The sequence below is a fragment of the Sphingomonas sp. 179-I 2A4 NHS genome (assembly GCF_045369135.1).
GTDB lineage: Bacteria > Pseudomonadota > Alphaproteobacteria > Sphingomonadales > Sphingomonadaceae > Sphingomonas.
This window is the reverse complement of sequence record NZ_JBIQFL010000018.1, coordinates 13,445-37,290: the sequence shown is the minus strand read 5'-3', so window position 1 is coordinate 37,290 and position 23,846 is coordinate 13,445. Positions and strand designations below refer to the sequence as shown.

The following is a 23,846-nucleotide window of genomic DNA, read 5'->3' as shown; positions in this document are numbered from 1 at the left end:
CTCGATCAAGACGGCTACCGCGCACTCAACATCGCCGGCGGACCCGGAGCCAAGGTGGCCTGAGCCGCCCTGTTCGCCACCTGTTCAGCTTACCGCTGTCCGTGCCACAAACCTTGAGGTGCCCCCAGCAAGGGGGACCAATGGGATAACAATCCGCTCTGAGCGGGTCGGTGACCGTTACCACGCAAGCCGATTGCGTCCCTGAGCCCGGCGCCAGCGTCGTGTTCCGAACCCAGGGCTACAAGAAAGGAATCGAGGCCGGCACCTTAAATTACCGCCACTGTCGAGAAAGACTAGACCAAGGAGTATGACTTCTCGGGCAATGGCCTGGTGGTGAGAATCGCCGTGAATCCGGTCACGCCGGTTCACGGTTTACCCGAGTAGCCGGGTATGACGCTTTGCCGTCGAGCTGGACGCCATCGAGCTGCTGTCGCCTAAGCCGGAATGAGCTGGACGCTTTTCATCGACGAATCCGGCCAGGATCAGCGTCATTCGCCCTATGAGGTGCTGACCGGCATTGCGGCCGAGGATCGTCGCGTGTGTTCGCCACGATCGTCCCGCGCGAGGCGCCGCGGCCCGAGCGCAGCGACGCGCTACGCAAGGACATGCGTTCCTGTTCGAGCGCTTCTACAATTTCCTGAACGGTCTTCCCAGCGATCCGATGGGCTATCTCGTGTTCGACGAACTCGATCGCAGCGCCACGCACATCCTGCTCGGCCAGGTGTCGAGCTATTTCGTGAACACGCGCAATGGCCGCAGCCGGTCGCGGCGCATCATTCCCGAGCCGTTCTTCGTCCATAGCGACCTGACGACGTTGATCCAGACCGCCGACATCGTCGCCTATGTCGTTAGCTGGGGGCTGCGCATCAGGCGGATGACGGCGCCGGCGCGCGACGAGCTGCGGCCGCTCGTCAACCTGGTCCATCAGCTCCAGTTTCAGCGCGAGACCGAAGGGGCGATCGGATCTACGGCATGAAGCTGATCGACGATCTGCGGCCGAAGCCCAGAGCCTGAAACGAAAGAAGGCAATGCACGCGTCACCGCGAACAAAGCCTCCAGAAACCCATTTGGTCGATTCGCCTCAACCTTCAATGACGGAAGCGGCGCTCTCGCAAGCCGCAATAGGCTTAGAGTGCCTGCTTACCCAGAGCCCCGCCGAAGGCGAGCCGGGTGGGTGTGCGGAACAAAACGGCACTCATTGACCCTAGATTAGTTGAAACCCTCACGTCCAGCCACTGGCAAATGGGCGCCGCAACTCAACGCCTTCAGGCTCCGGGCAGCTTCCTCGCTGCGTCGAGATGATTCCGGATTATTGGGATAGCGGCTTGAGCCTTGGCCCGTGCCCGCGCATCGGTCCCTTGCGCAGCATAAGCGCTATGGACCTTCAACGCTTCCTCATGCGCAGCGATCTGCCCTTGTCTGTACGCCAGATCGAACTCCCCCAACGGCGTGCTCTCCAATCGCTCAAGCATTTCCGACAAGGGCTCAGCCAGTGCCCCTTCGGCCTCGGCGGATATGGGGACGTTCAGCAGGCGGGCGTGCCCAGCAATGACGCGCGTGTGGAGGTCGACCATCCTCCGGGCGAACGAACGCGAGGCCTGGACCTGGGATCGGGCCAACGCAAGCCGGCTGGCATCGACCTCGTAACGGCTCAACGCATGAACTGCTCCGATATACTCGGAAGTCTTCACAGGCGGCGGGTTTGTGCTGATCCCAGATTGAACGGCGATCGCTGCCACGGGTGCGCCGAAGAATGCGATTGCGAGCGCACCTACAGCCGCTTCGATCGACTTTCGCATTGGTCTACTCCTCATACTACTTGGTTTTTGTGATTAGCGCGGGGCTGAGAGCCGTATCGTCTGCAGCGTTCCACCCAGAATTCAGTTAGCATCGTCGGTCGACTTCGTTTAAGAGAGCGTCGATGCGAGCAGCTAGCAGCGGGCGCGCGCGCGCATATTCGGTGTTGAACGAGGGCAGATCAGACCAGTCGAGAGCCGAAGCCGGTAACGAGGTTTTCGATGGCGGCTCGAGCCCAACGATCACGTCCGCCGTTTGAAGGTCTTCGGGCGCAAGCACGGTGAGCGCCTGCGCGTGCGTGTCTACACCCTCCAGCCGCAACGCGGCCGCCAGCGACGGGGAGACGTGCTCCTCGGGCGTAATGCCGCGAGAGCGGACCTCGATGACGATACCGCGCTCGGCTGCCCGCCGCTTCATCAGTTCGCGCGCAACCGCGCTCTTCACGCTACCATATTGGCAGACGAGAAGCACGCGGGCCGGACGACAGCGCGCCGCCACGCCTGTCGAGACAGTCGCGGCTGACGCTATGACGAGCGTCAGGAAGGCGCGGCGCGGAAACCGAAGCGGCAGTTCGCAAGTCATGCTAGGAGCCCGCCCCTGCTTCACGCCCGCGCTTAGCGCGGCAGGGCCAAGCCACGTCCATCGCCCGCTCGGCGCCCGCTGCCATGTGAACACTCTCAAAGTAGGTGTTTTCTTCGGCCCAGCGGAGATACGCGACGCGCAGCCTCTCACGGTCATACCGGGGCGCGGCACACACATCGCGCCGCGCCACGATCATCATGTCGAGCACACCTTGAAGGTAGGCCCCGCACGCTGGACTATTTGCGCGGCAGCTCGTGATGAGGTCGGCACCGTTCGCTTGCGTTGTCTTCTCTTGGGCTTGTAGCGGGGAGGTCAGCAGGACCGCCAGACACGCCCCGAGCCAATAGTGCCTCCTCATCATGTTCTCCTTCGGGTACGGTGGTCGCCAACGAGCAAGCTCCGCGTCACCAACTTCGTCGCGCACGCAGATAAAAGGCTGAGGGCACGCGCACGCGGACGCGATCGGTCAGTGCGATCGGCGCCTCGCTACGTAGCCCAGCATAAATGTCCTGGACCCGGGTCCGGGCGTGCCGCGTGATATCGGTTACCTGCGCGAGCACGGCCCAAGCGGCGCTCGGCTTGTATTCCCAAGCAGCATCTAGCGAGGGGTAGCGCCGGATCGTCTGGATTTCGTCGATTAGATAGCTGCGCTCGCGATAGCCGCTGTCCAGGCTCACCGTCCAAGTCGATTTCAGCCGCGGCAGATCATTTGTCAGCGTCACCGATCCCGAAAACGGTTCGTCCTCCGAGATCGGGCGCGGTCGCCCGGTTGTGGGATCGATCACCCGTGAGGAGATCACCTGACCGCGGGCCTTGAGCAGGCCGCCTTGCATGCCGAGCCGGGCGAGCGGCAGCGTGAGGTCGAGGATCGCCGTTTCGCGCCGGCCATTGCCGATGTTGCCCGGCGCGTTAAATCCTTCGACCGGAACCTGATCGATCACCTGCTGGAGCGCAGCATGCCGGAGCGTCAGCACGACGTCGCCGCTACCCCAGAACCGACGCTCAAATGCCGCCTCGAACACCCAGCGGCGTTCGGGCTCGAGCTTGGCATTCCCGGCGCTGACCACGCCGGTCGCCAGGTTCGCGGTCGCCACGAAGTCCGCGAAGTCGAGCTGGCCGACCTCGCGCTCGACCCGAGCGCGAACCTGAACCCTCTCGCTGGGCGACCAGGTGACGACCGCGCGCGGCTTGGGGAAGAAGAAGGACGCGGCGCTGTTGGTATCCCCCGTCTGGGAGATGGTGGAGGTCTCCACCCGCGCGCCCGCCTCAATGTGCCAGCGGGGACTGATCCGCCAGTTGGCGGTGGCGAAGCCCTCCGCGCGCCGCTCCTCGACGCGAACGCTGGCGTTGGGAAGCACGATCGGCCTCCCATCGAGCGTCAAGGCCGATGTGCCGTTCAGGAAGTTGAAGATCCCTTCGCCGCCGCCTTCGATGCTGAAGTCGGCTGAGCGCGTATAGGTAATGGTTCCGCGCAGGATGCTCTCCCCCGAGGTGCGGACCTGGGAGAAGTCGCTCAGCACCCGGTTCTGGTTCGAGCGGCTGTCATAGGTGCGCCGACGCAGCGATTGGACGACGACCATCTTGCCCTGAAGGCTCGGCCCAAGCCCGATGGTGTAATCCATGCCAACCTCGCCCCCGGTGCGGCGGTAGCGTTCGACGGTGGCGTCGGCGGGCCGATCCCGAGGCTGACGGTAATCATATCGCTCGGACTTGTCGGTCCCGGTCACGTCCAAGGCGGCGTTGAGATGGGCGAGCCCTCCGAATAGCGGCGACTGCGCGTTGCCGCGGACCTCCAACCCTTGATCGATGTCGGTCAGTCGGGCGCGCGCCTCGCGGAGCACTCGGCCCGCTCCGTCGCGCACTTGTCGAGAGCCATATCCGAACTCGCCGCCATCCTCGTCGTAGTAGCGCACCGAGCCCGACACCGACCCCTCGCCGTTCCGCCGCGAAGCGTCGAATTGGAGGGTCGGGCTGACCCGGCCGTCGCTATACGCGTTCACGGCGCCGGTGGCAGTCAGCTCGGTGCGTGCGGCGCTGCTCAGGACGATATTGGCGACGACGGTGCGGCCCTGCATGTCGATACCCGGCGTGCCGCCACGGATCAGGTCGATCCGGAGCACACTCGACGCCGGGATGCGCCTGAGGATGCCTTCCAGGCTGTCCGTCTTGGTCGAAGGCCGTTGCCCGTCGATCAAGACGTTCCCCGCCGTCCCGCCGAACCCGCGCAGGCTCTCCCCGCCATCGAACGCAAAGCCGGGCAACCGCGCGATCATGTCAAATGCCGTGTTGGGGCGCGCGGCCGCGAAGGACGCGGCAGGGAAGGATGTGACGCCCGGCTGCCCGCCAGCGGCTGCGGCGCCGTCCGGGGCGGCCGTTGTATCCTGTGCGAGCACCAAGGCGAGCCCGTAAACCCATGTCAACGTCATGCAGAACCAATGCGATCAGGGCGAGTAAATTGCCACTACCAGCAGCCGGACGCCGGGCCTGCCCCCCTTCAGGCCCGTGCGTCGCCGCCTCAATCGCCGTCTTCGTCGTGATCGCCTTCGGCACCGCCTCCCAGCACCTGGCCCTCAGGCGTAATGTACAGCCCGACCTTCTTGCCGGCCTTGTCCTTGCCTTCGAGCTCGTAGAGCGTGCTGCCGTCCGCCTTTCTGGTCACCAGCTCGGCTTCGCGGATGGACGCGAGCTGCGCACGCGCGGCGTTCATCGCCGCCGCCGGCACTTGGTTGAGCGGAATTTCCTTCTCCGTATGCTCGCCGATAAGGCGGTTCTCGTTCGCCTCATTGTTCTGCTGCGCTGCGAACGCCACGCCGGCAACCGCCAGCACGGCGGCACCGGCGCCGATCATGAGGTTCCGTTTGCTAGCCATGATCCGTTCCACTTTCTTCAGGGTCCAAGGGAGGTGAACGGACGGCGGCCTCGGCCCTTCAAGCCGTCGTCCGACCCGGATTGCCGCAGCGATTGACGATGGCCGCAGCTCCGGAGCCGCAAAGCCTATGCATCCTCGCCGTCGAGCACGCACCTTGTAGATTCACAAGCTACGATGGCTCGGTCCCCACGAGGTCAGACCCTCTTGCGGCGCCCCCGGCCGCAAATAACGAGCGGCTTCAGCGCGGAGATACCAGTGCCTAGGCTGCCTCATCAATTGCATGCGAAAATGCCTATAGCCGAGCTTTCAAAGGTCCGTTCAGCGCGGGCGGCTTGATCCCAGGCCCACATTCGTTGCCCGCCCTTCAACGTGGGCAGCCAGCGATACCCTCTTGACATACCTATACCACGCTATACCCGGACTATGTGATAAGTGTATCCTTGGTTTGGGCCGGGCTACGAATGGTTGAGCCAATCTAAGCAGCGCAAACGAGATACAAGGTGCGAGGTCAGTCATGAAGATTGCTCTCCTCTGGCGCGGGAGCGCGGCCGAATGGGCGGGACGGGTTCACGAAGCTCGCCAATGGCCAATCATCCAAGCTCTGCGTTCGATGGGCGCAGTCGCAGAACCGATGCTCTACGAGGACAGCATCGCTGACGCGGTTCGTGATAAATTGCTTTCGGTCGATTTGGTCCTCGTCTGGGTAAATCCTCTCGATCCCTCTGGCGATCGTACGACGCTTGACACCATGCTGCGCGCAGTTGCCGCGCGGGGGATTTCGGTCAGCGCGCATCCCGACGTGATTGCGAAAATCGGCGTCAAGGAAGTCTTGTATGCCACGCGAGAGATGGACTGGGGAAGCGATGTTGATCGCTATGCCGATGCCGAAAGTCTGAGCGCAGGTTTCCCCCGTCGCCTCTCGAGCGGCCCTCGCGTCCTGAAGCCGAACAAGGGAAATGGCGGCCAGAACGTCTGGCGCGTCGAGCTGCTCGCGGTCACGCCACCCCCGCTAAGCCCCGATGCGCTGGTGAGCGTCTTGGAGGCCGGCCTTACGAGCGTACCGAAACACATGACCCTTGGCGCTTTCCTTGATCGCTGGAGACCCTACCTTGAAAAAGGCGGCGTGTTGATTGATCAGGAGTACCACCCTCGTCTGAGCGAAGGCATGACCCGCTGCTACCTTTGCGGATCACAGGTGGTCGGGTTCGGCCACCAGCTTATCACCGCGCTGTTGACGCCTGTCGGCGAAAACAATCAGGCTGCCCTCCCGGCACCAGGACCACGCATCATGTTCAGTCCAGATGCGGACCGTTTCGCCGACTTGCGGGCGATGCTGGAAAACCGATGGATACCCGAATTGCAGCGGTTGCTCGCGATCACGGATGAGGAGCTTCCGCTTCTTTGGGATGCCGATTTCCTCCTGCGCCGCGGCGCGACGGATGCCGCTCGCGAGCACGTGCTCTGCGAGATCAACGCCAGCTCGGTAGCCCCATTTCCGGAGAGCGCCGTGCTGCCCCTTGCCGCCGCTGCGATCGGCCGCGCCGCTGGTGCTGCGCGCAGGCGAGGCACGCGTGACGCACCGCGATAATGTTTGAAGGAGAGGTCAAAGCGATGACGTTTGTCGATTACAATGGGTCGGCCCAGCGACGTGCAACTGCAATAGGTTCAGTCTTGGTGGCGCTCTGCGCACTGACCGGGTGCGGCAGTCCGGGCGATGTAGCGAACACGACGCAGGAGGATCAGTCGATCTCTCGCGACTTAGCCGAGTTGAACACAGTCGAAGATCCTCTGCTTCAGGGCAACGATATCGTTCTGCACGAATACGGCGACGATCGTGCCGCCCCCGTTGCTGCGCCAGTCCAAACCCTAGCTCCTACGAAGGCGGCGCCGAAGATGTTGTCGGGGGCGGCCATTCGGCGGGCTGTCGTTGGCCATGAACTCACGGACGGCGCGCACTGGGGGTGGAAGTTCAAGCCCAATGGGCGCTTGATCGCTGAGGAAAACGGCGAACAATCGTCACAGCGCTGGCGCATCCAAGGCGACAAGCTCTGCATCAACGCGGGATACGGGGAACTCTGCTATCGCGCGAGTCGTGACGGACGCTGGCTGCAGCTATGGCGGGACGGCGTTGTTGATATCGAAGCCGAACTGATCTGAGGTAACCCAGCACAAGTTACCTATCGGGCGTCCGTCGTTCCCGAGCACGCCTGACCACGCTGTGCATTGAGAAACAGCCAATCAACGTTCGTCCAATTGATCGCATCCATGAACGCTCCAACATAGCTGGCGGCACTGGCGCCAAAGTCGATATGGTAGGAGTGTTCATACATATCGAGTGCGAGCAAGGGTGTGCCCCCTGCAAGCGTGTGACAGTGATCGGGCGCCCATTGATTGATAAGCTTTCCATCTCGTGGGCACCATGTAAGCAGCACCCAGCCCGAACCGCCGCCCAGCGCTTTAGCGATGCTGGCGAACTCACTTCTCCAACGCTCGTAAGAGCCGAATTGTCCTTCTAGGGCGCCGCGTAACACCAAACTGGGCTCACTTTCGACTCCCAGACCATCGAAGAACAGTTCGTGCAATATCATGGAATTAGCTGCAACTAATTGCTCTCGCTTCAGTCCGTTAACGACGTATCCGGGTGTCGTCGCTAAGTCTATTTCGGCAAGCTGCTCGTCGATGAGATTCAGACGTTTGACCGCACCGCTGTAATTATTTTCGTAATGGCTGACGATCAGCCGCTCCGACATGCCTTTCACCTTTTGGGGATCGCAGCCCAGCGGTTTAATTTCATAAGGCATGTCAAGCTCCCTTCCCATCACCTAAGTTTCGTCGCCACGATGTCTGAGGCGTACCCGGTACCTTATCGCATGCCGCTCGCCGGGCTATTTCGAGGCAGGCGCGCCGTCGAGAGCCGTGGATCAGGCACCTTGATCACCGATGCTGTTGTCGCTTTGCCGGCCAGCAATCCTTCTATCTTGCCACAGTGATGATGCAGACGTTACACGATGTTGTCGAAGATAGATACACCTGTGCCGCAAGGGGCTACGAATGGAGGAATTAGGATGAGCCAGGTCGAGCATATTTCGCCGGCACAAGCTGCGGCTCCCTCGACCGAACAAGCGGAGCCTAGCCCTCCTGAGTTGAGCCACTTCGGTCTGTTCTGGCGATTTTTGAAGTTTGGGACCTTCGCCTTCGGGGGGCCCGTCGCGCAGATCGCCATGATTCGCCGCGAGCTGGTCGACGAGGAGCGCTGGATCTCGCGAGATCGCTTCAACAAGCTCCTCGCAGTCATGCAGGTGCTACCCGGGCCCGAGGCTCATGAGTTGTGCGTGCATCTTGGCATGCGCGCTAAGGGGCGGGTAGGCGGGCTGCTCGCCGGCCTCGGCTTCATGCTGCCGGGGTTCGTCTTGATGCTGTTGCTCGCCTGGGTTTACACGCGCCTTCCGATCGCCGGTACCTTTCTTGGTGCAGCGTTCCTTGGTGTCCAGGCAGCCGTCGTCGCGGTCATTGCGCGCGCGGTCCACCGGATCGGTGAGCACATTCTGCTCGATCCCTGGCTATGGGCGGCGGCGATCATCACGGCGCTTGCATCCATCGCCGGAGTGACTTTCTGGATTGTTCTACCAGCTGCGGGTATCGGCTACGCTCTGGCGGTGTCACGACGCTACGTGCTGGCAGGTGGGGTATTGGTTGCGGTCGCGATCGCAGCTGCAGCCGCTTATGCCGGAGCGGGGCCAGACCAAGCCGTGACGACCGTAACGCGAGGCCCCGCGCCAACCACGTTCGCGCTGTTCATCGCTGGGCTGAAAGGCGGACTACTGACGTTCGGAGGCGCCTACACCGCCATTCCGTTCGTCCGCGCCGACACGGTTGGCCGCGGCTGGATGAGCGATGCGCAATTTCTCGATGGGCTAGGATTGTCGGGGATCCTTCCAGCCCCACTTGTCATCTTCGCCACCTTCGTCGGATGGATCTGCGGCGGGTTACCTGGCGCCCTTGCCACCACGGTCGGGATGTTCCTGCCGGCTTTCGGGTTTTCGCTGGTCCTTTACGAGCGCTTGGAAACGATCGTGGAGCATCATCGCCTGCAGCTCGTTCTCACCGGTATCGCGGCAAGTGTCGTAGGATTTATTGTTGTCACGCTCCTAGATTTGGGACGAACCACGGCCGCGAAGACGCCGAACCTCGCGATCAGCGCTCTCATCTTCATCGGAGCACTTGTCCTGCTCTATCGCTGGAAGAGCAAGCTTGCGACCCCAGTCGCGCTCGCTATCGGGGCCGGGATCGGTCTTGTAGGCCTTCAGTAGCGCATCGATCGTCGGCGACTGCAAGCTCTGGGATTCAATGGCTCCCAAATTCCGGTCGAAGAAACAGGCCACGACGGTCGACGGCCATCAATATGACGCGTTTCCCGAGATCAACTGGCTATACGCCCGAGTAACCAACTGGCTGGAGGGCTCATTCAAGTCCCTCCAGCCAGACGATGTCGCAACAAAGGGGGAGTGGAACACGGAAAACACTTCGCCCTGACAAAGAAGGTGGTCGCTCAGCCTACCGGTCAGACGAGTACAATAGTTCTCTCATCGTGAACCTAGGCTGATCATAGCGGAAAGCGCGACACCACCGCAGAGAGCGTGGTGATAGTTGTTGACGACAGCGGGTCGGTTTCTAGCCGATCAAGAAGGTTCTTCGGCCCGACGGTGCGGGCCGTGGGGCTCCGGGGAATAATGCGCAGAGCAGCAATCGTGCCGCCCATCGGCAGCTCCTTGGCAACGCGATCGACCTTCGTACTCAGTGAACTATTGCCCTTGCTAACGATTTGCATTAGCAGGGTTAGAAAAGCTGGAGATAATCGTGCCCGTAGTAGCCGCCATGTTGCTCGCTGCGTCTGATGCTGTTGCTCGTGCCACGCCTGCGCTCGAAACACAGACAGTGGACGAAATTGTCGTTACCGCGGATCGACGCGGCGGCTTCGGCGCTGATCTGGTTCAAGTCGGCACGTTTCGCGGCGCACGGCTGATCGACGTCCCTCTGACGGTCAATGTGGTGCCGCGTGAGCTGCTCCGCGCCCAGGCGGCGCAAAGCGTCTATGATGCGCTCCGCAACACCGCGGGCGTCAGCCGCGCGCAGCTCAACGGGGCGACCTACGACAATGTCGCGATCCGCGGCATCCTGGTCGAGAACCGGACCAGCTACCGGCTGAACGGCATGCTGCCCGTCATCAACCTCGTCGACCTGCCGGTGGAGAACAAGGACCGCGTCGAGGTGCTGAAGGGCGTGGGCGCGCTCTACTACGGCTTCGCGCCGCCCTCGGGCATCGTCAACCTCGTCACCAAGCGCGCCGACCGCGATGTGACGGAGGCGACGTTGCAGGTGAACGAATATGCCGGGACCAATGCCGCGATCGACCTCGGCCGGCGCTTCGGCGACCGGGCGGGCCTGCGCTTCAACGGTGCGGCGGGGATCGTGGAGACGGGGATCGACCGCTTCTCCGGCGAGCGCTTCGTGGCGGCGCTGGCGGGCGACCTCGCGCCCACCGACCGGCTCAAGCTCGCCTTCGACGTGGAGCATGTGTCCAAGGACGTGACGGAGCCCGCCGCGCTCCAGCTGCTCCCGGCCGCGCAGGGGCGCGTGCCGGCGATCCCCGATCCGCGGACGAACTTCGGCGGGGAGAATCTTCGCTACGCCGCACACGCCACCAACTGGCTCGGCCGCGCCGATTGGCGGGCGTTCGACAGCCTGGTGCTGACCGCGGAATATGGCGAGGCGCGCACCGAGCGCGACCGCGATTTCGCCCAGCTGGAGAGCTATGGCGGCGCGAACGGGCAGGGGGTGCTTCGCATCTTTCCCACGCGCGACCAGCGCTACCGCAACCGGAACGCCCGCGCCGAGCTCGCCGCCGCCTTCTCGACCGGTCCGGTGCGACACAACCTCGTCGCCGGAGTGACGAGCAACTGGCGCTTCCAGAACGGTCGTAACGGCGCGTCCTTCACGGTCGCCCAGAGCTTCCTTGCACCGCGCGACGTGCAGCCGGTGGAGCCCACCCGCTTCACCGCCGCCCCGCTCCACATCCGCGACCTCGGTTACTACGTGACCGATCGGATGAGCTCGGGGCCGGTGGACCTGCTCGCAGGGCTGCGCCGATCCGAATATCGCAGCCGCGCCACTTCGGCGACCGGCATCACCACCCGGTTCGAGTTGTCGAAATGGACGCCGTCAGTTGGCCTGATCGTCAAGCCGACCGGGAAGCTGTCGCTTTACGTCACCTATATCGAAGGGCTGGAGGAGGGCGGCACCGCGCCGTCCAACGTCGTCAACGCCTTCGAGGTGCTGCCTCCCGCTGTCACTCGCCAATACGAGGCGGGCATCAAGGGCGAGCTGTTCCGCCGCGTCGTGCTCCAGCTGGCGGGGTTCCGCATCGAGCGGCGCTTTGCCTTCACCGACCTGACGGACAATGTCTTCAAGCTGGCCGGCGACACGCGTTATCAGGGCGTCGAGGCATCACTGTCGGGCGAGGTAACGCGCGCGCTGTCGGTCTACGCATCTGGCCAGTGGCTCGACGCGGAGATCCGCCGGTCGAATCAGGCCGCGCTTGTCGGCAACACGCCGGAGAACACGCCGGAATGGACGGCCAGCCTGTTTACCGAATATCGTCCGATCGAGCGGCTAGGGTTAGGTGCGGGCGTGTTCCATGTCGGCGCGCGCGCGGTGGACGCCGCCAACACCGCCTCGGTAGACGGCTACACGCTCTTCTCGGCCTCAGCGCGCTACACCTTAGCCGGCGCCACGCCGATGACGCTCCAGCTCAACGCCGACAACCTGTTCGACAAACGCCACTGGTCGGCCGCGGGAAACAACCTGCTCGGTGTCGGCTTGCCGCGTCAGGTCAAGCTGACCGCCCGGATCCCATTGTGACAACTCGCCACTTCCTCGTCCGGCTGCACCTCTGGTTCGGGCTGACGCTCGGGCTGGTCTGGGCGGTGCAGGGTTTGACGGGGGCGGCCCTGGTCTTTCATCGCGAACTGGATCGTTGGGGCGTGAAGATTACGTCGGGCCCGATGGCGCCGGTGGACCGGCTCATTGCTGCCGCCGAACGGCAGGCGGGCACGCCGGTGCGAATGCTTTCCGTCGCTGATTCGAAGGGCGGCATCCTGCAAGCCTCATACAAGGACGCGCACGGATACGATCGCAATGTTCGACTGGATGCCGCGTCGGCAAGAGTCGTGGACGACCGTTCCGGCGCGTCAGGTTGGCGCTGGGTCTACAACTTGCACGAAGAGTTGCTGCTTGGTGATCGCGCTTCGACGTTGGTTGGCCTGACGGGACTGTTCCTCGCCAGTATTGCCGCGACCGGTCTTTGGCTCGGCTGGCCGCGCCGCCGGGGCTCGCTTGCGGCGCTGACGCCATCGCAGTGGCAAGGGCGGCGGCAGAAATTGCGCAGCTGGCATCGCATGTGGGGACTCACCGCCGCAGCCGTGCTCATCATCGTTGCACTGAGTGGCGCGGCCACCGTACTACGTCCGCAGCTATGGTCGCTGTTACAGCGAACGACACCCTTTCGGCCGCCTTACAAGGCAGCCGGCCCGCTCCCAGAGCGTATGGTGACGGCTGGGGATGCCTGGAGTGCCGCACAGCGCGTCTTTCCGGATGGGCGCTTCGTTCGCGTGACGATGCCCGTTGCCGGTTCGCCCGCCTACTATGTCCGCGTGCTCCGACCCGGGGAGATACGCGCGTGGTCTGGCACTAGTAGCGTCGTGGTCGATGCTGGCTCTGGCCGGATCCTCGCGCGACATGACGCTCTAACGGCGCCTTGGCCCAATCGGCTATATGATGCCGTCTTCTCCCTCCATAACGGCGAAGCCGCCGGAGTTGTTGGCCGCCTCCTTGTCTTGCTGGCTGGGCTCGCGTTGCCCGTCCTATATGTCACGGGACTTCTCTCCTGGTGGCGCAGGCGCAAGATCAGGGTTGCCGGTTGAATTTCGTTGTTTGGGAAAGTGGTCGCAACCCGTCCATCAAGCGGGGCCGGCCTGGATGAGGCCGTTTGGTTGCCCTCCGCCGCTGGGCAGATACGGTAATAGAGAGCGGCGGAGGATTGGGCGTAAGTTATATATGTCGGCGACATGCTGTGAATAATTGGATCGAAAATGATGTTACCGAGTCATCGTCAACCCGAAACGTCCACTAATCCTTCTTCACATTAGTCTTGTTGATTGCGACCCGCATCGAACGGGCGAGAACGCGGGCATCGGCATTTGCCCAGAAATGAACGTAAAACAGCCGCGGCTCGTCTTCCAGCATGTGGTTATGGAGAGCCGTAACCTCAATGCCCTGCGAGCGCAGCGTCCGCAGCACCTCAGGAACCTCGCTCGCAATCAGTACGAGGTCGCCGGTGATCGCAGCCTTGCCGCCGCCCGTGGGTTGAAAATTGATTACGTTGGCGACGCCCATGGCCTGCGGGATGGCCATGCCGGCATCGGTCAGGCGTTCTGCCCGCGGAATGCCGAACTGGTAAGTGCCACCGGCAATCTTGCCCTTTGCTCCCATCAGGCGATCCAGAGACGCTAGATCGAGGCCCGGAAGTGTCGTCGCCGGGGCAGACGCTGGCTGCGGCCCGAGCGGAGTGCGGCTCAACGCGAGCGCTGCGCGCAGCCCCTGCGCGAGCTTAACCGGATCGCCGTGTGCCGCGATGTGCATGTACATAGTCGCCGGCGATGAGCGAAGCACGTGATTGTGCAGGGCAGTGATGGTGAAGCCACTCGCGAAGAGGCGAGCCAGAACAGGGTTCACCTCGGCATGCGTCAGAACGAGGTCGCCCATGATCATCACCTCATCGCCCATCGGCTGAAACGCCGCCCAAGAACCGAGCGCGAGGGCAGGTTTGATCGAGACGCCATCGAGGGTGACCGAAAGATCGCTCCGGGGAAACGAGAACCGGTGCACGCCATCTGCAGAGACCGTGCCGGGTCGACCAAGCGCCGCATCGACCTTGCTCCAGTCCGGCTCCGCCATCGCCGCGGTTGGCAGCGCTAGCGCCGCAAGCGCCATCACCGTCAACTTCTTGAACATAATCACTCCTCTATCATCAGTTGACCCGACATGGAAATGCCTCGCGCAATGCGAACGTCACGCCGGCTAGGCGAGGAAGGCTGCCTGTGGTCCGGTTTCTCCGGGCCCATGTAAGGTAGATTCTGCTGAGCTGGCCACGATTATAGCCCCGCCCACATATACCGTTGGCGTTACCGCCTTTCCCGAAAGCCGCAAGTGTATCGGCAACACCCTGGATATACGTATCGCACTGCCCGTCTGCCTTACCAGCCTCGGCTTGGCATCGCGCATAGAATTGATTGCCTGTCTCCCCAACTTGAGCGGCAACAGGTATCGACACCACAGCGTACGTCACGGCCGCCGCGACCGCAATCTCTCGAACCACCTAATGCCTCCTCAGGTCATTCCTATAAAAATACTCGTAGGCGATTTGCCATCACCGCTCACCGACATCCGGTGCTTTAGGGCGCGGTGGACAGGGAGCCATCTATATTGATCGTTAGACACCACAAAGCCCGTCACTCTGCCCTCAATCTCTAGGTCCTAACGCTGATTCGTAGCTTGCCGATCGATCTCGTTGCCATGCTGCGCGTGCGCCGTCTCGGTCAGACTGGTTCCCCCGCGGTCGGCAAGAACGGCCTCGGTAATCGATTTCGGTAGGGGCAGGGGGCGCTCGGTTCGTGATATGATCGGCAGCACGATCAGGAAATGAGTAAAATAGTAGGCGGCCGCGATCTGGCTGACCATGACGTATATCGGCTCCGCCGGTGAGCCGCCGCAGTAGCCCAACACCAGCACATCAACGACCAAAACCCAGAAGGCGATTCGGGCTTTTGGACGGAAATTGTTCGATCTGACCGGAGACGTATCTAGCCAGGGCAAGAAGAAAAGCAACAGGATCGAACCGGCCATCGCCAGCACACCCCAGAGTTTCGCCGGAAGAATGACATCAACCGTAAAGGCACGCAGAATCGCGTAAAAAGGCCAAAAGTACCACTCTGGAACAATCTCGGGGGGCGTCGAGAGCGGGTTAGCTTCGATGTAGTTCTCAGCCGGGACGAAAAGGTTGGGTGAAAAGAAGGTGAGGGCGGCGAACAGCAATAGGAATATACCCACCCCCACAGCGTCCTTGGCGGTATAGTAGGGGTGGAACGGCACGGTATCCTGCTCGCCCTTCACCTCCACGCCTGTCGGGTTGTTTGAACCCGGAATATGCAACGCCCAGATGTGCAGGATGATGACGCCTGCGATCACGAACGGCAACAGATAGTGGAGCGAGAAGAAGCGATTCAGCGCTGCATTATCTGGAGCATAGCCGCCCAGCAGCCACACGCGCAGCGTCTCGCCCACGCCCGGTATTGCGGAGAAAAAGCCGGTGATTACCTGGGCCCCCCAAAAGCTCATCTGCCCCCACGGGAGCACATAGCCCATGAAGGCGGCGGCCATCATCAACATTAAAATCACCACTCCGAGCAGCCAAACCACTTCCCGGGGCGCCTTGTACGACCCGTAGTATAGGCCGCGGAAAAGGTGGATGTAGACAACCGCGAAAAAGAAACTGGCTCCCGCGGCATGGCAATAACGCAAAAGCCACCCTTGGTTGACGTCGCGCATGATGTGTTCGACAGAACCGAAAGCCTGCGCGGCCGAAGGCGTGTAGTGCATCGCCAGAACGACGCCGGTGATGATCTGGATCGCCAGCGCCAGTCCGGCCAGAACTCCGAAATTCCAGAAATAGTTCAGGTTTCGTGGCACGGGGTAACCCGCGCCGACCGCATTATACACCAGCCGCGGCAGGGGCAGCCTTTCATCAATCCAGCGCATCAGTGGCTGCTTGGGCTCATAATGACTGGCCCAGGGAAAGCTCATCGTACGGCTCCTCGCCTTGCGCGACACACGCGGTGACCGCGACCCGGTTTGCAGCGCGATACAACTGCTATATAGTACGGTCAATCGGCGTGTAGGTGTTTCACTAATCGCCACACTGTCCTATGGGGATCTGTGGCTTGACCATTCAAAAGCCTGGCCTTGCCGACTGGACGCGCGCGGTGGTGGAGCTATTGGCTATCGCGGTTGGGGGATGGGCATTCTTCACGACTGAAGAACCAGTCCCGGCCACGCTGTTTTTGGGAGCAGGAGTTCTCGCCGGGGAACTGATAGGCCGAGCGGCTGAAAACTGGGTCAAGCGTCGACAGTCGCGCAGACCACAGCGCTGAGACCGTCGGAGGATGGTGAAAAGCACGGTTTTTGTGCGTAAAGTGGAGTTGCAATGCCCTCACCAGATCCCAACCCTTGGCTCCTCCTAATTCCTCAGCTTCCGGCAAAACCGGCTTATCTGCGGGTCAAGGTGTGGCGCCGGCTTCAGGTAATCGGCGCGGCGCCGCTCAAAAATGCCGTGCATGCGCTGCCTAACCGCGACGACACGCGAGGCTTGTTTGAAGAACTGCATCGGGAGATTCTGGCCAACGACGGTGAAGCCCTGATCCTCGAAGCGCGGCTGGTCGGCGGTCTGGGCGACGCAGCCCTTCGCGGCATGTTTGATGCCGCGCGGGATGCTGACTATGAGGAACTAGCTCGCGAGGCTCGTGTGCTAGCGGCGGGTGACGAGGTCACTCCGGCGGACGTCGGGCGACTGCGGAAACGCCTGGATGACGTAACCGCGATTGATTTCTTCGGCGCACACGGGCGCCAGGTCGCCGAGGCGGCGATCGTCGAGCTCGACCGTCTGTCGCATCAACATCCGGACGTCAGCGGACCTGGCGCGCCGGAATTAACCTCGGCGGAACTCAAAGGGCGCACATGGGTGACGCGCCGGCACGTCCACGTCGACCGTATCGCCTCGGCATGGTTGATCGGTCGCTTCATCGATCCGGCAGCGACGTTCAAATTTGTCGATGGCCGAAACTACGCTCCCGCTCCAGGCGAACTGCGGTTCGATATGTCCGGAGCCGAGTTCACGCACGAAGGAGACAGCTGCACTTTCGAAACTTTGGTGACGCGGTCCGATCTTGAAGCCGATCGCGCGCTGCAGGCGATCGGCGAGATCGTACATGATCTCGACATCGGGGATGCCCGCTACAACCGTCCGGAAACGGCAGGTGTTCAAGCGCTGATTTACGGCATTTGTGCGGGCAATGAGGATGACGAGGACCGCATCGCGAAAGGATCACTGCTGCTCGATGGGCTGTACGCCACCTTCTCGCAGCAACGAAGCGAAGTCTGACCGCGCTCCCGGAGATCCGAGCGGTGGCGTGCGACAAGCAGACCGGCGGAGAGGCCTGGGCCTGAACCAGCATCAACCGTCCATGGCGAGAGGAGAACGAACCGGCGCCATGCGGCTGCTGCTGATAGAGGATGACGCGGAAACCGGCAACGCCGTCGTCGCGGCGTTGCGCGCGCACGGTCACGCCGTCGATTGGGAGACCAACGGACAAGGCGGGCTCGATCGCGCCGCTACCGATGCTTACGCCTTGCTGGTCGTCGATCGCATGCTGCCCGGGATCGATGGACTCTCGCTCGTCGCCGAACTTCGCCAGCGACAAATCGCGGCTCCCGTGCTGATGCTCACCGCGCTCGGCTCGATCGAGCAACGGGTTGAAGGTCTCGAAGGGGGCGCTGACGACTATCTCGTCAAGCCCTTCGCGATCGCCGAGCTCCTGGCGCGCATCGAAGCGTTGCAGCGCCGCGCAGCCGGTCCGCCCAGCATCCTGTCGCTCGGCGATCTGACGCTCGACCGTCTCGCCCGCACGGTGCGGAGAGGCGACACGCCGATCGAGCTGATCCCGCGCGAGTTTCAGCTTCTCGAGCTCCTGATGCTCAACTCGCCCGCCGTGCTCACCCGCCTGATGCTATTGGAAACGGTGTGGAAGTTCCGGTTCGACCCCGGCAGAAACCTTGTCGAGAGCCATATCAGCCGGCTGCGGACCAAGATCGATCGGGGCGGCGATCCGCCCCTGATCCATACCGTGCGTGGAGAAGGCTATGCCGCTTGGAGTGAGTAGCCGGCTGCTGCGCTCGACGTTGGTCCGCGTCGTGGCGCTTAATGCGCTGCTGCTCGTCATCAGCATGGTCGCCGGCGCGCTCGGCGGCTGGCTCGCGACCCGCACGGTCGTCGAGCGACAGGCGCGGAGCCGCGTCGAGCTCGAGACACATGCGATCGCGCTCGAAGCGCAACGGGGAGGCTTGGATCGCGCGCTCGATATGATCCGCATCAGGGCGGAGCGGCCCGGGTCGCCCGAATATTATCTGATCGGGCCGGACGGCCGCAGGCTGATCGGCGACCTTCAAATCGTGCCGAAAGCGGCCGGTTGGCACTTTGTCGAGCAGCCTTCGCCGCAACCAGGCGTAGAGGGCGTGCATCTGCTGTCACTGACGCGGCGCCTTCCGGATGGCTCACTCCTTATCGTTGGGGAGGACATGGAGCGCAGCGACGCCATCCGCGACGCTGTTTTCGGGGCCATCCTGATCGCAGGCGGCATCGCGTTGGCGTTCGGTATCGTTGCCGGCCTCCTCGCCACCCGGCAGACCTTCCGGCAGATGCAGCGAATCAACGCGGCCGTCCGCGCGGTTGAGGGCGGCGATCTCTCGGCGCGGATCGGCGCGCCGGCCAACCCGCGCACCGATCTCGATCAGCTCGCGCTGGCGGTCGACCGGATGCTCGACCGGATTGACACGCTGGTCGCCACGATCCGCCGTGTGTCGGCCGAGGTCGCTCATGACCTACGAACGCCGCTCACGCGCGTGAGGCACGCGATCGAAACGGCGCTCGCGCAGCCTGACGACGAAAAGCGGACCGCGACCTTGGCACAGGCGATGGCCGGGCTGGACGACGCGCTTCGTCTGTTCAGCGCGGTGCTGGATCTTGCCGAGATCGATGCCGGCAAGGCGCGTGCGCGGTTCGAGCCGCTCGACCTGGCGGAGATCGTGGACCGGGTGGTGGATGCCTACCGTGCCGAAATCGAGGCCTCCAGCCGCCACATCTCGGTGAGCTCGGCTCGAGCGGCAGTGGTCGCCGGCGACGCCGATCTGCTGGCGCGCGCTCTCGCCAACCTGATCGAGAACGCGCTCAAATACTCCCGTGACGAAGCTCGGATAGACGTTTCGGTTTCCGAGCAGCCCGGCATGGTGACGATGGCGGTCGCGGACGACGGCCCTGGCGTGTCCGATGGCGAGGTCGCCGAGATGTTGCGCCCGTTCGGGCGCTTGGATCGAGCGCGGCGGGAATCCGGCAACGGTCTCGGCCTCGCGATCGCTGATGCCGTAGCTCGGCTGCACCGCGGAACGCTGGCGTTTGCGAGACTCCAGCCGGGTTTGGCCGTTGAGATCAGATTACCGCGCGAACCGGCGGCGACAGCGGTCGCCGACGCTCGCTTGTCCTGAACCGTTAGAACCTGACGGTTGCGGTAATCCCATACGTCCGCGGGTCCGCAGGTTGCCCGGCCACCAACCCGGTGTTGCCCGACTGCAGCGCGAGCAATTCGTAATAGTCATGGTCGAACAGGTTGCGGACCCAGCCGAAGATGTTGAGCCGGTCGTCGGCAGTGCGAAATCCCAGCCGGACGTTTTCGACTGAATAGCCGTCGACGTCGGTGTAACGAGAGCGCGTCGCATTTGACGAGAACTTGCTGCGCGCCGTGCCGTCAAACCCGAAGTAGGCGTTGCCCGCGGTGCTGACCGGCAGCGTGTATTCGAAGGCGTAGCTGGCCGACCATTTCGAGACGCCGGGAAGCCAGCTGCCCGACGCGTCGCAAAAAGGCGGGCTGAACCCGCCCGGCGTGCCCGGCGCGCTCGGCGTGCCGACGATATTGCCGTTCGCATCGACCGGCAGCACGGTGCCGCCCGACAGTTCCGGCGGGCACGGAGCATCTGGAAACCGTATGTAGCGTGCGTCGGTGAACGCGCCGTTGGCGTAGAGCGAGAACCTGTCGCTGGGCCTGAAGCTGAATTCGGCCTCAGCCCCGCGTGTGCGGACCTTGACCGCGTTGGCGAGATAGGCGAGCACGACACCGCCCGACTGGTTGTTCGTCACCGTCGTCTGGTAGTCCTTGATCTCGGTCCAGAACGCCGAAAGGTTGAGCGTCGCGCGACGATCGAAAAATTGCGACTTCAGGCCGATCTCGAAATGATCGATCTTCTCCGGGCGCACGGTGACGGCGTTCAGCACCGGCGCCCCGTTCGACAGGGGAAGGCCGTTCATGTTGATGCCCGCCGATTTGAACCCGTGCGCAAAGGTGGCATAGCTCATAACCTCACGGGCGACGTCGTAAGACACCGTCAGATCATAGGCCAGGTTCCATGAGTCGAACTTCTCGGCGTAGGATTGCGGCGGCAGGGTATTGCGCTGATCGCTGTTGAGCGTGGTGCTGCCGCTGCCCGTCGTCACAGTCGCGGAATAGGCTCCGTCCTTCTTGTCATAATTCAGGCGCACGCCCGGCAGGATGCGCAGCCGGTCGGAGACTTTCCAGGTCAGCTGCCCGAATATCGCCGCGCTGACGCTCTTGTACCGGATGTCGTTTTCCGAACGCAGCCCGTCGAGGATCGCCGGGTTGCAGGCGTTCGCGGCCGGCGGATTGCATCCGCTCGACCCGGCGGGCACGTTGCCGGGATTGAGCAGCCAGCGGCTCGCTGCCGACCCCTGTTCCTGCGCGCCCTCGGTGCGGAAGCGCTGCCAGAAATAAAAGCCGCCAGCGACGAAATCGAAACGCTCGCCATCGTAGGCGTAGCGTACCTCCTGGGTGACCTGGCGGTGACGCGACGGGTTGCCCGAGAAGGTCGTGATCGGCAGCCCGGTGAAGTCGCGGTCGCTGGACGGCAGCCAGTTCCACAGCCGCCAGGCGATGATCGAGGTGAGCGTGCCGGATCCCAGCTTCCAATCGGCGATCAACGATATCCCGGCCGAGTCTTGCCCTGCCTTCAACTCCGCGTCGAGGTCGGTGAGACGGTCGAACGCATTGGTGCTGGGCGGCGCATAGTCGAACGCAGCCGCCAGTGCGGCATACTGCCGGTTAAGCGAGCGCTGCGTCGCGCCGGTTCGCACATAGATCTGTGCGCCCGCTTCGGGCCGCTGTCGGCTGTAATCGCCGACCAGGCGTAGATCGAGATCGTCCGACGCGCGCCACAACAGCTGGCCGCGCAGGCTCAGATTGTCGCGCTCGTTGATCCAGCGCCGCGTCGCGACATTGTAGATGGTCCCGCGGCGCGATGTCGTCGAAAACGCGAAGCGGGCGGCCAGGTTTTCGGTCAACGGCCCGGAAACCGCACCCTTCGCCTGACGAAGTTCGAGATTGCCGAGCGATGCCTCGAGATAGGCTTCGGGCGTGAAGCTGGGCTTGCGAATGCCGACGTTGATCGCGCCGGCGGTCGTGTTCTTGCCGTAGAGCGTACCCTGCGGGCCGCGCAGCACCTCGACGCCCGCCACATCGAACAGGTCGGACACGGCCGTCGCGATTCGGCTGTAATAGACCTGGTCGATATAGATCCCGACGCCCTGTTCGAGGCCGTCGTTGGTCAGCCCGAGCGGCGCGCCCAGTCCGCGAATGTTGATCGCCGCGTTGCGCGAATTGGTGCCGTAATAGGTGAGCGACGGCTGAAGCTGGACGAGCTGCGAGACATTCTGGCTGCCCGATTTCGCGATCACCGAATCGGTCAGGACCGACACCGCGATCGGCACATCCTGCACCGACTCCTCGCGGCGGCGAGCGGTGACGGTAATGTCATTTCCCGTCTGGTCGGCGGGAGTGGGGGCGTCTGCTACCGACGAGGGTGCGGTCTGCGCTGACACGCACACGGGCGATGCGGCCGAAACAAGCAGCAGTACGCGCAGTGCTGTGTTCACCTTCCGCCTATCGCCTTACCTTCAAGACCGCATCCCCGTTCGACCATGTCGAGGGCGACACGCTCGCCTTCGTCCACGCGACCTGTCCGGGCGTCGTCCGACCCATAGATGCCCGCCAGCACGGTCCGCGCGCGGCCATCGGCCAGGCGATGCTCTCGCTCCACGCCGGCCGTAGTCTCGGCCGGGCGGGCGACCCGCTCGTAGTCTTCGCTGGCCTCGCCGCCGCGGTCCTCGCCGGCTCCGGCCTCTACATTTGGGTCGCCCGCCATCTCACCTGCCGGCGAACAAGGCATTCGGGCAGGACGATGGCCTTTGAGTAGCCCCCTGGCATTCTAGGCGGTCGGAAGTGGCGAACGCTGCGAGGGTTCGGCGAGGTCGTATTAACGCAAAGAGCTCTGCGCGCCGATCAGCGGGTAAGCCGGCCAAAGCGGGTCGTCCGCCGCGACTGCGTTCTTGCTCGCTCGCCGCTGTGCGCTACAGAGTCGGTATTTCGGGCAGGGGGAGGGTGCGCATGAATGCTAAGGATCTGGCCAAGTCGGTCGCGCAGAGCCAGGGCTTGACGGAGGCGGCGGCGAAGAAGGTGGTAGACGCCGTCGTCGAGGCCGTGGCCGAGGCGGCCGCCGCCGGCGACGAGATCAACCTGCCGGGCTTCGGCAAGTTCAAGGTGAAGGATATGCCCGAGCGCGGTGGACGCAACCCGGCCACCGGTGAGGCGATCACGATCGCCGCATCGAAGAAGCTGATGTTCACGCCGGCCAAGGCGCTCAAGGACCGGCTGTAGCCGCAGGTGTCCGGCGGACGGCGCCGCGGGCAGGGTGGTTCCGGCGACCTGAAGGAGAAGCTCGCGCGCGTGCCTTGGGCCTCACGGGGCCGTGTGACGCCGATCTCCCGGCTGGCGCAGTCCATCGTGCCTGTCGGCAACAAGGAAGGCGTGCCGCAGGGCGATCTGTCGTTGCACATCCCGATTCAGGATCCCGCTCACGAGGACTGGGTGCTGGACATCCAGGGGACCGCCTTCCAGGCCGGCCGCGGCAAGCTCCTCACCTGCTGGCACGTCGTCGAGCAGCTCCGCTTTCGAGAGCGCGAGGCGTATATCTGGGCCAACAGCCGGCTGGGCGGGGTAGAGGCGCAGCGTCCGTACCCGTTCGCGGCGGCTCTCAAATACTATGACCCGCGCTTCGAGAATGGTGGCCCCGGCGTGGACGCCGGCGTGCTCATCTGCCCGGCCGTGAGCACCCCCGAATGTCCTTACGACGTGCCCCCTGTGACGTGGGGAGACTCGACAGGGGTAGGGGTGGGCGACCGCGTGCTGATCGGCGGCTTCCCGCTCGGGCGCGACCTGTTCTTCTCAAATCCGACGAACCGGGGCCTCGTGCAGCCCTCATTCTTCGACGGCATCATCAGTGCGGTAGTCCCGGCTCTGCAGCTCGGCGAGACCAGGCTGTTCCAGATCAGCTCGGTCGCGCTCGGCGGGATCAGCGGCGGTGTGGTCTGCGATCCTCGAACCGGCGCGGTGCTCGGCATGGTGACGAGCGGCCTGACGATCGGCGAGGTTGACCTGCCGATCACCTATGCCCTCCCGAGCGAAGTCCTTCAGCCGTTCGTCGACGCGATCAGCTTCGACGTCGGCGACGGCGAGCGCTGGCGATAGTAGGCTGCCGATCTTCGATGTTCCGTCGGGCCGCACCTTGCATTTCCGTCCCCGGAGGCTCACAT

23 protein-coding genes are annotated in these 23,846 nt (G+C 63.3%); 12 read left to right on the top strand and 11 right to left on the bottom strand.

The genetic code is table 11. From position 1 onward, the window contains the following. Positions 1 to 517 precede the first annotated feature (517 nt). Complete coding sequence (locus tag ACH0CP_RS17880) at positions 518 to 976, top strand: DUF3800 domain-containing protein (RefSeq protein ID WP_197462273.1); 459 nt, start codon at positions 518 to 520, stop codon at positions 974 to 976. Between the two features lie 289 nt (positions 977 to 1,265). Here the strand turns inward: ACH0CP_RS17880 and ACH0CP_RS17875 are convergent, their stop codons facing one another. The 5 genes from ACH0CP_RS17875 to ACH0CP_RS17855 all read right to left on the bottom strand — a co-directional run bounded on the left by ACH0CP_RS17875 (position 1,266) and on the right by ACH0CP_RS17855 (position 5,248). Further along, positions 1,266 to 1,799 (bottom strand): DUF4142 domain-containing protein, encoded by a 534-nt coding sequence (locus ACH0CP_RS17875; RefSeq protein WP_037447162.1) that lies wholly within the window; start codon positions 1,797 to 1,799, stop codon positions 1,266 to 1,268. 85 nt (positions 1,800 to 1,884) lie between these two features. Beyond that, entirely contained in the window at positions 1,885 to 2,379 is a 495-nt protein-coding gene (locus ACH0CP_RS17870; RefSeq protein WP_037447165.1) for a hypothetical protein, read from the bottom strand. A 1-nt stretch (position 2,380) separates the two neighbouring features. Further along, positions 2,381 to 2,737 (bottom strand): Rap1a/Tai family immunity protein, encoded by a 357-nt coding sequence (locus tag ACH0CP_RS17865; RefSeq protein ID WP_037447170.1) that lies wholly within the window; start codon positions 2,735 to 2,737, stop codon positions 2,381 to 2,383. A gap of 46 nt (positions 2,738 to 2,783) precedes the next feature. Beyond that, the gene (locus ACH0CP_RS17860; protein ID WP_037447173.1) at positions 2,784 to 4,805 is read right to left on the bottom strand and encodes a TonB-dependent siderophore receptor; all 2,022 of its coding nucleotides are present in this window, start codon (positions 4,803 to 4,805) and stop codon (positions 2,784 to 2,786) included. 89 nt (positions 4,806 to 4,894) lie between these two features. Next, the gene (locus ACH0CP_RS17855) at positions 4,895 to 5,248 is read right to left on the bottom strand and encodes a hypothetical protein (protein ID WP_255265408.1); all 354 of its coding nucleotides are present in this window, start codon (positions 5,246 to 5,248) and stop codon (positions 4,895 to 4,897) included. Positions 5,249 to 5,762: 514 nt separating this feature from the next. On the opposite strand from ACH0CP_RS17855, the gene ACH0CP_RS17850 reads away from it, so the two are divergent. Beyond that, on the top strand, positions 5,763 to 6,836 hold the full coding sequence (locus ACH0CP_RS17850) for a Cj0069 family protein (RefSeq protein ID WP_156028541.1): 1,074 nt from the start codon (positions 5,763 to 5,765) through the stop codon (positions 6,834 to 6,836). 23 nt (positions 6,837 to 6,859) lie between these two features. After that, the gene (locus ACH0CP_RS17845) at positions 6,860 to 7,405 is read left to right on the top strand and encodes a hypothetical protein (protein WP_156028543.1); all 546 of its coding nucleotides are present in this window, start codon (positions 6,860 to 6,862) and stop codon (positions 7,403 to 7,405) included. 20 nt (positions 7,406 to 7,425) lie between these two features. Here ACH0CP_RS17845 and ACH0CP_RS17840 read toward each other — a convergent pair whose 3' ends face one another. Then, the gene (locus tag ACH0CP_RS17840) at positions 7,426 to 8,049 is read right to left on the bottom strand and encodes a superoxide dismutase (protein WP_037447433.1); all 624 of its coding nucleotides are present in this window, start codon (positions 8,047 to 8,049) and stop codon (positions 7,426 to 7,428) included. 264 nt (positions 8,050 to 8,313) lie between these two features. Here ACH0CP_RS17840 and chrA point away from each other — a divergent pair, with 264 nt between their 5' ends. Continuing rightward, a complete protein-coding gene (gene chrA, locus ACH0CP_RS17835) occupies positions 8,314 to 9,558 on the top strand; it encodes a chromate efflux transporter (RefSeq protein ID WP_156028545.1) in 1,245 nt (414 codons plus the stop codon). Between the two features lie 293 nt (positions 9,559 to 9,851). Here chrA and ACH0CP_RS17830 read toward each other — a convergent pair whose 3' ends face one another. Continuing rightward, positions 9,852 to 10,007 (bottom strand): hypothetical protein, encoded by a 156-nt coding sequence (locus ACH0CP_RS17830; protein WP_156028547.1) that lies wholly within the window; start codon positions 10,005 to 10,007, stop codon positions 9,852 to 9,854. Positions 10,008 to 10,105: 98 nt separating this feature from the next. Between ACH0CP_RS17830 and ACH0CP_RS17825 the strand changes: the two genes are divergently transcribed. Then, on the top strand, positions 10,106 to 12,166 hold the full coding sequence (locus tag ACH0CP_RS17825) for a TonB-dependent siderophore receptor (RefSeq protein ID WP_156483459.1): 2,061 nt from the start codon (positions 10,106 to 10,108) through the stop codon (positions 12,164 to 12,166). Further along, complete coding sequence (locus ACH0CP_RS17820; protein WP_037447182.1) at positions 12,163 to 13,227, top strand: PepSY domain-containing protein; 1,065 nt, start codon at positions 12,163 to 12,165, stop codon at positions 13,225 to 13,227. The genes ACH0CP_RS17825 and ACH0CP_RS17820 overlap by 4 nt, the downstream gene beginning before the upstream one ends. Positions 13,228 to 13,432: 205 nt before the next feature. On the opposite strand, the gene ACH0CP_RS17815 is transcribed toward ACH0CP_RS17820, so the two are convergent. From ACH0CP_RS17815 to ACH0CP_RS17805, 3 genes are all read right to left on the bottom strand, one after another. Beyond that, positions 13,433 to 14,296, bottom strand: a complete 864-nt coding sequence (locus ACH0CP_RS17815; protein WP_406890034.1) for a DUF1259 domain-containing protein — start codon at positions 14,294 to 14,296, stop codon at positions 13,433 to 13,435. Between the two features lie 37 nt (positions 14,297 to 14,333). Continuing rightward, a complete protein-coding gene (locus ACH0CP_RS17810) occupies positions 14,334 to 14,636 on the bottom strand; it encodes a Rap1a/Tai family immunity protein (RefSeq protein ID WP_380941514.1) in 303 nt (100 codons plus the stop codon). A gap of 203 nt (positions 14,637 to 14,839) precedes the next feature. Beyond that, on the bottom strand, positions 14,840 to 16,165 hold the full coding sequence (locus ACH0CP_RS17805) for a cytochrome b N-terminal domain-containing protein (protein ID WP_037447187.1): 1,326 nt from the start codon (positions 16,163 to 16,165) through the stop codon (positions 14,840 to 14,842). A 400-nt stretch (positions 16,166 to 16,565) separates the two neighbouring features. Between ACH0CP_RS17805 and ACH0CP_RS17800 the strand changes: the two genes are divergently transcribed. The 3 genes from ACH0CP_RS17800 (at position 16,566) to ACH0CP_RS17790 (ending at position 19,675) form a co-directional block, all read left to right on the top strand. Then, on the top strand, positions 16,566 to 17,519 hold the full coding sequence (locus tag ACH0CP_RS17800) for a chromate resistance protein ChrB domain-containing protein (RefSeq protein ID WP_037447189.1): 954 nt from the start codon (positions 16,566 to 16,568) through the stop codon (positions 17,517 to 17,519). A gap of 109 nt (positions 17,520 to 17,628) precedes the next feature. Beyond that, positions 17,629 to 18,297, top strand: coding sequence for a response regulator transcription factor (locus ACH0CP_RS17795; RefSeq protein WP_037447191.1), 669 nt, complete (start codon positions 17,629 to 17,631; stop codon positions 18,295 to 18,297). Positions 18,298 to 18,361: 64 nt separating this feature from the next. Then, on the top strand, positions 18,362 to 19,675 hold the full coding sequence (locus tag ACH0CP_RS17790; RefSeq protein ID WP_406890037.1) for an ATP-binding protein: 1,314 nt from the start codon (positions 18,362 to 18,364) through the stop codon (positions 19,673 to 19,675). A gap of 4 nt (positions 19,676 to 19,679) precedes the next feature. Here ACH0CP_RS17790 and ACH0CP_RS17785 read toward each other — a convergent pair whose 3' ends face one another. Then, complete coding sequence (locus tag ACH0CP_RS17785) at positions 19,680 to 22,130, bottom strand: TonB-dependent receptor domain-containing protein (protein WP_037447194.1); 2,451 nt, start codon at positions 22,128 to 22,130, stop codon at positions 19,680 to 19,682. Between ACH0CP_RS17785 and ACH0CP_RS17780 the strand changes: the two genes are divergently transcribed. From ACH0CP_RS17780 to ACH0CP_RS17770, 3 genes are all read left to right on the top strand, one after another. Further along, the gene (locus ACH0CP_RS17780; RefSeq protein WP_406890039.1) at positions 22,118 to 22,450 is read left to right on the top strand and encodes a PepSY domain-containing protein; all 333 of its coding nucleotides are present in this window, start codon (positions 22,118 to 22,120) and stop codon (positions 22,448 to 22,450) included. The genes ACH0CP_RS17785 and ACH0CP_RS17780 overlap by 13 nt on opposite strands. A 191-nt stretch (positions 22,451 to 22,641) precedes the next feature. Then, on the top strand, positions 22,642 to 22,911 hold the full coding sequence (locus ACH0CP_RS17775; protein WP_037447197.1) for an HU family DNA-binding protein: 270 nt from the start codon (positions 22,642 to 22,644) through the stop codon (positions 22,909 to 22,911). 6 nt (positions 22,912 to 22,917) lie between these two features. Next, the gene (locus ACH0CP_RS17770) at positions 22,918 to 23,781 is read left to right on the top strand and encodes a serine protease (protein WP_234703087.1); all 864 of its coding nucleotides are present in this window, start codon (positions 22,918 to 22,920) and stop codon (positions 23,779 to 23,781) included. Positions 23,782 to 23,846 lie beyond the last annotated feature (65 nt).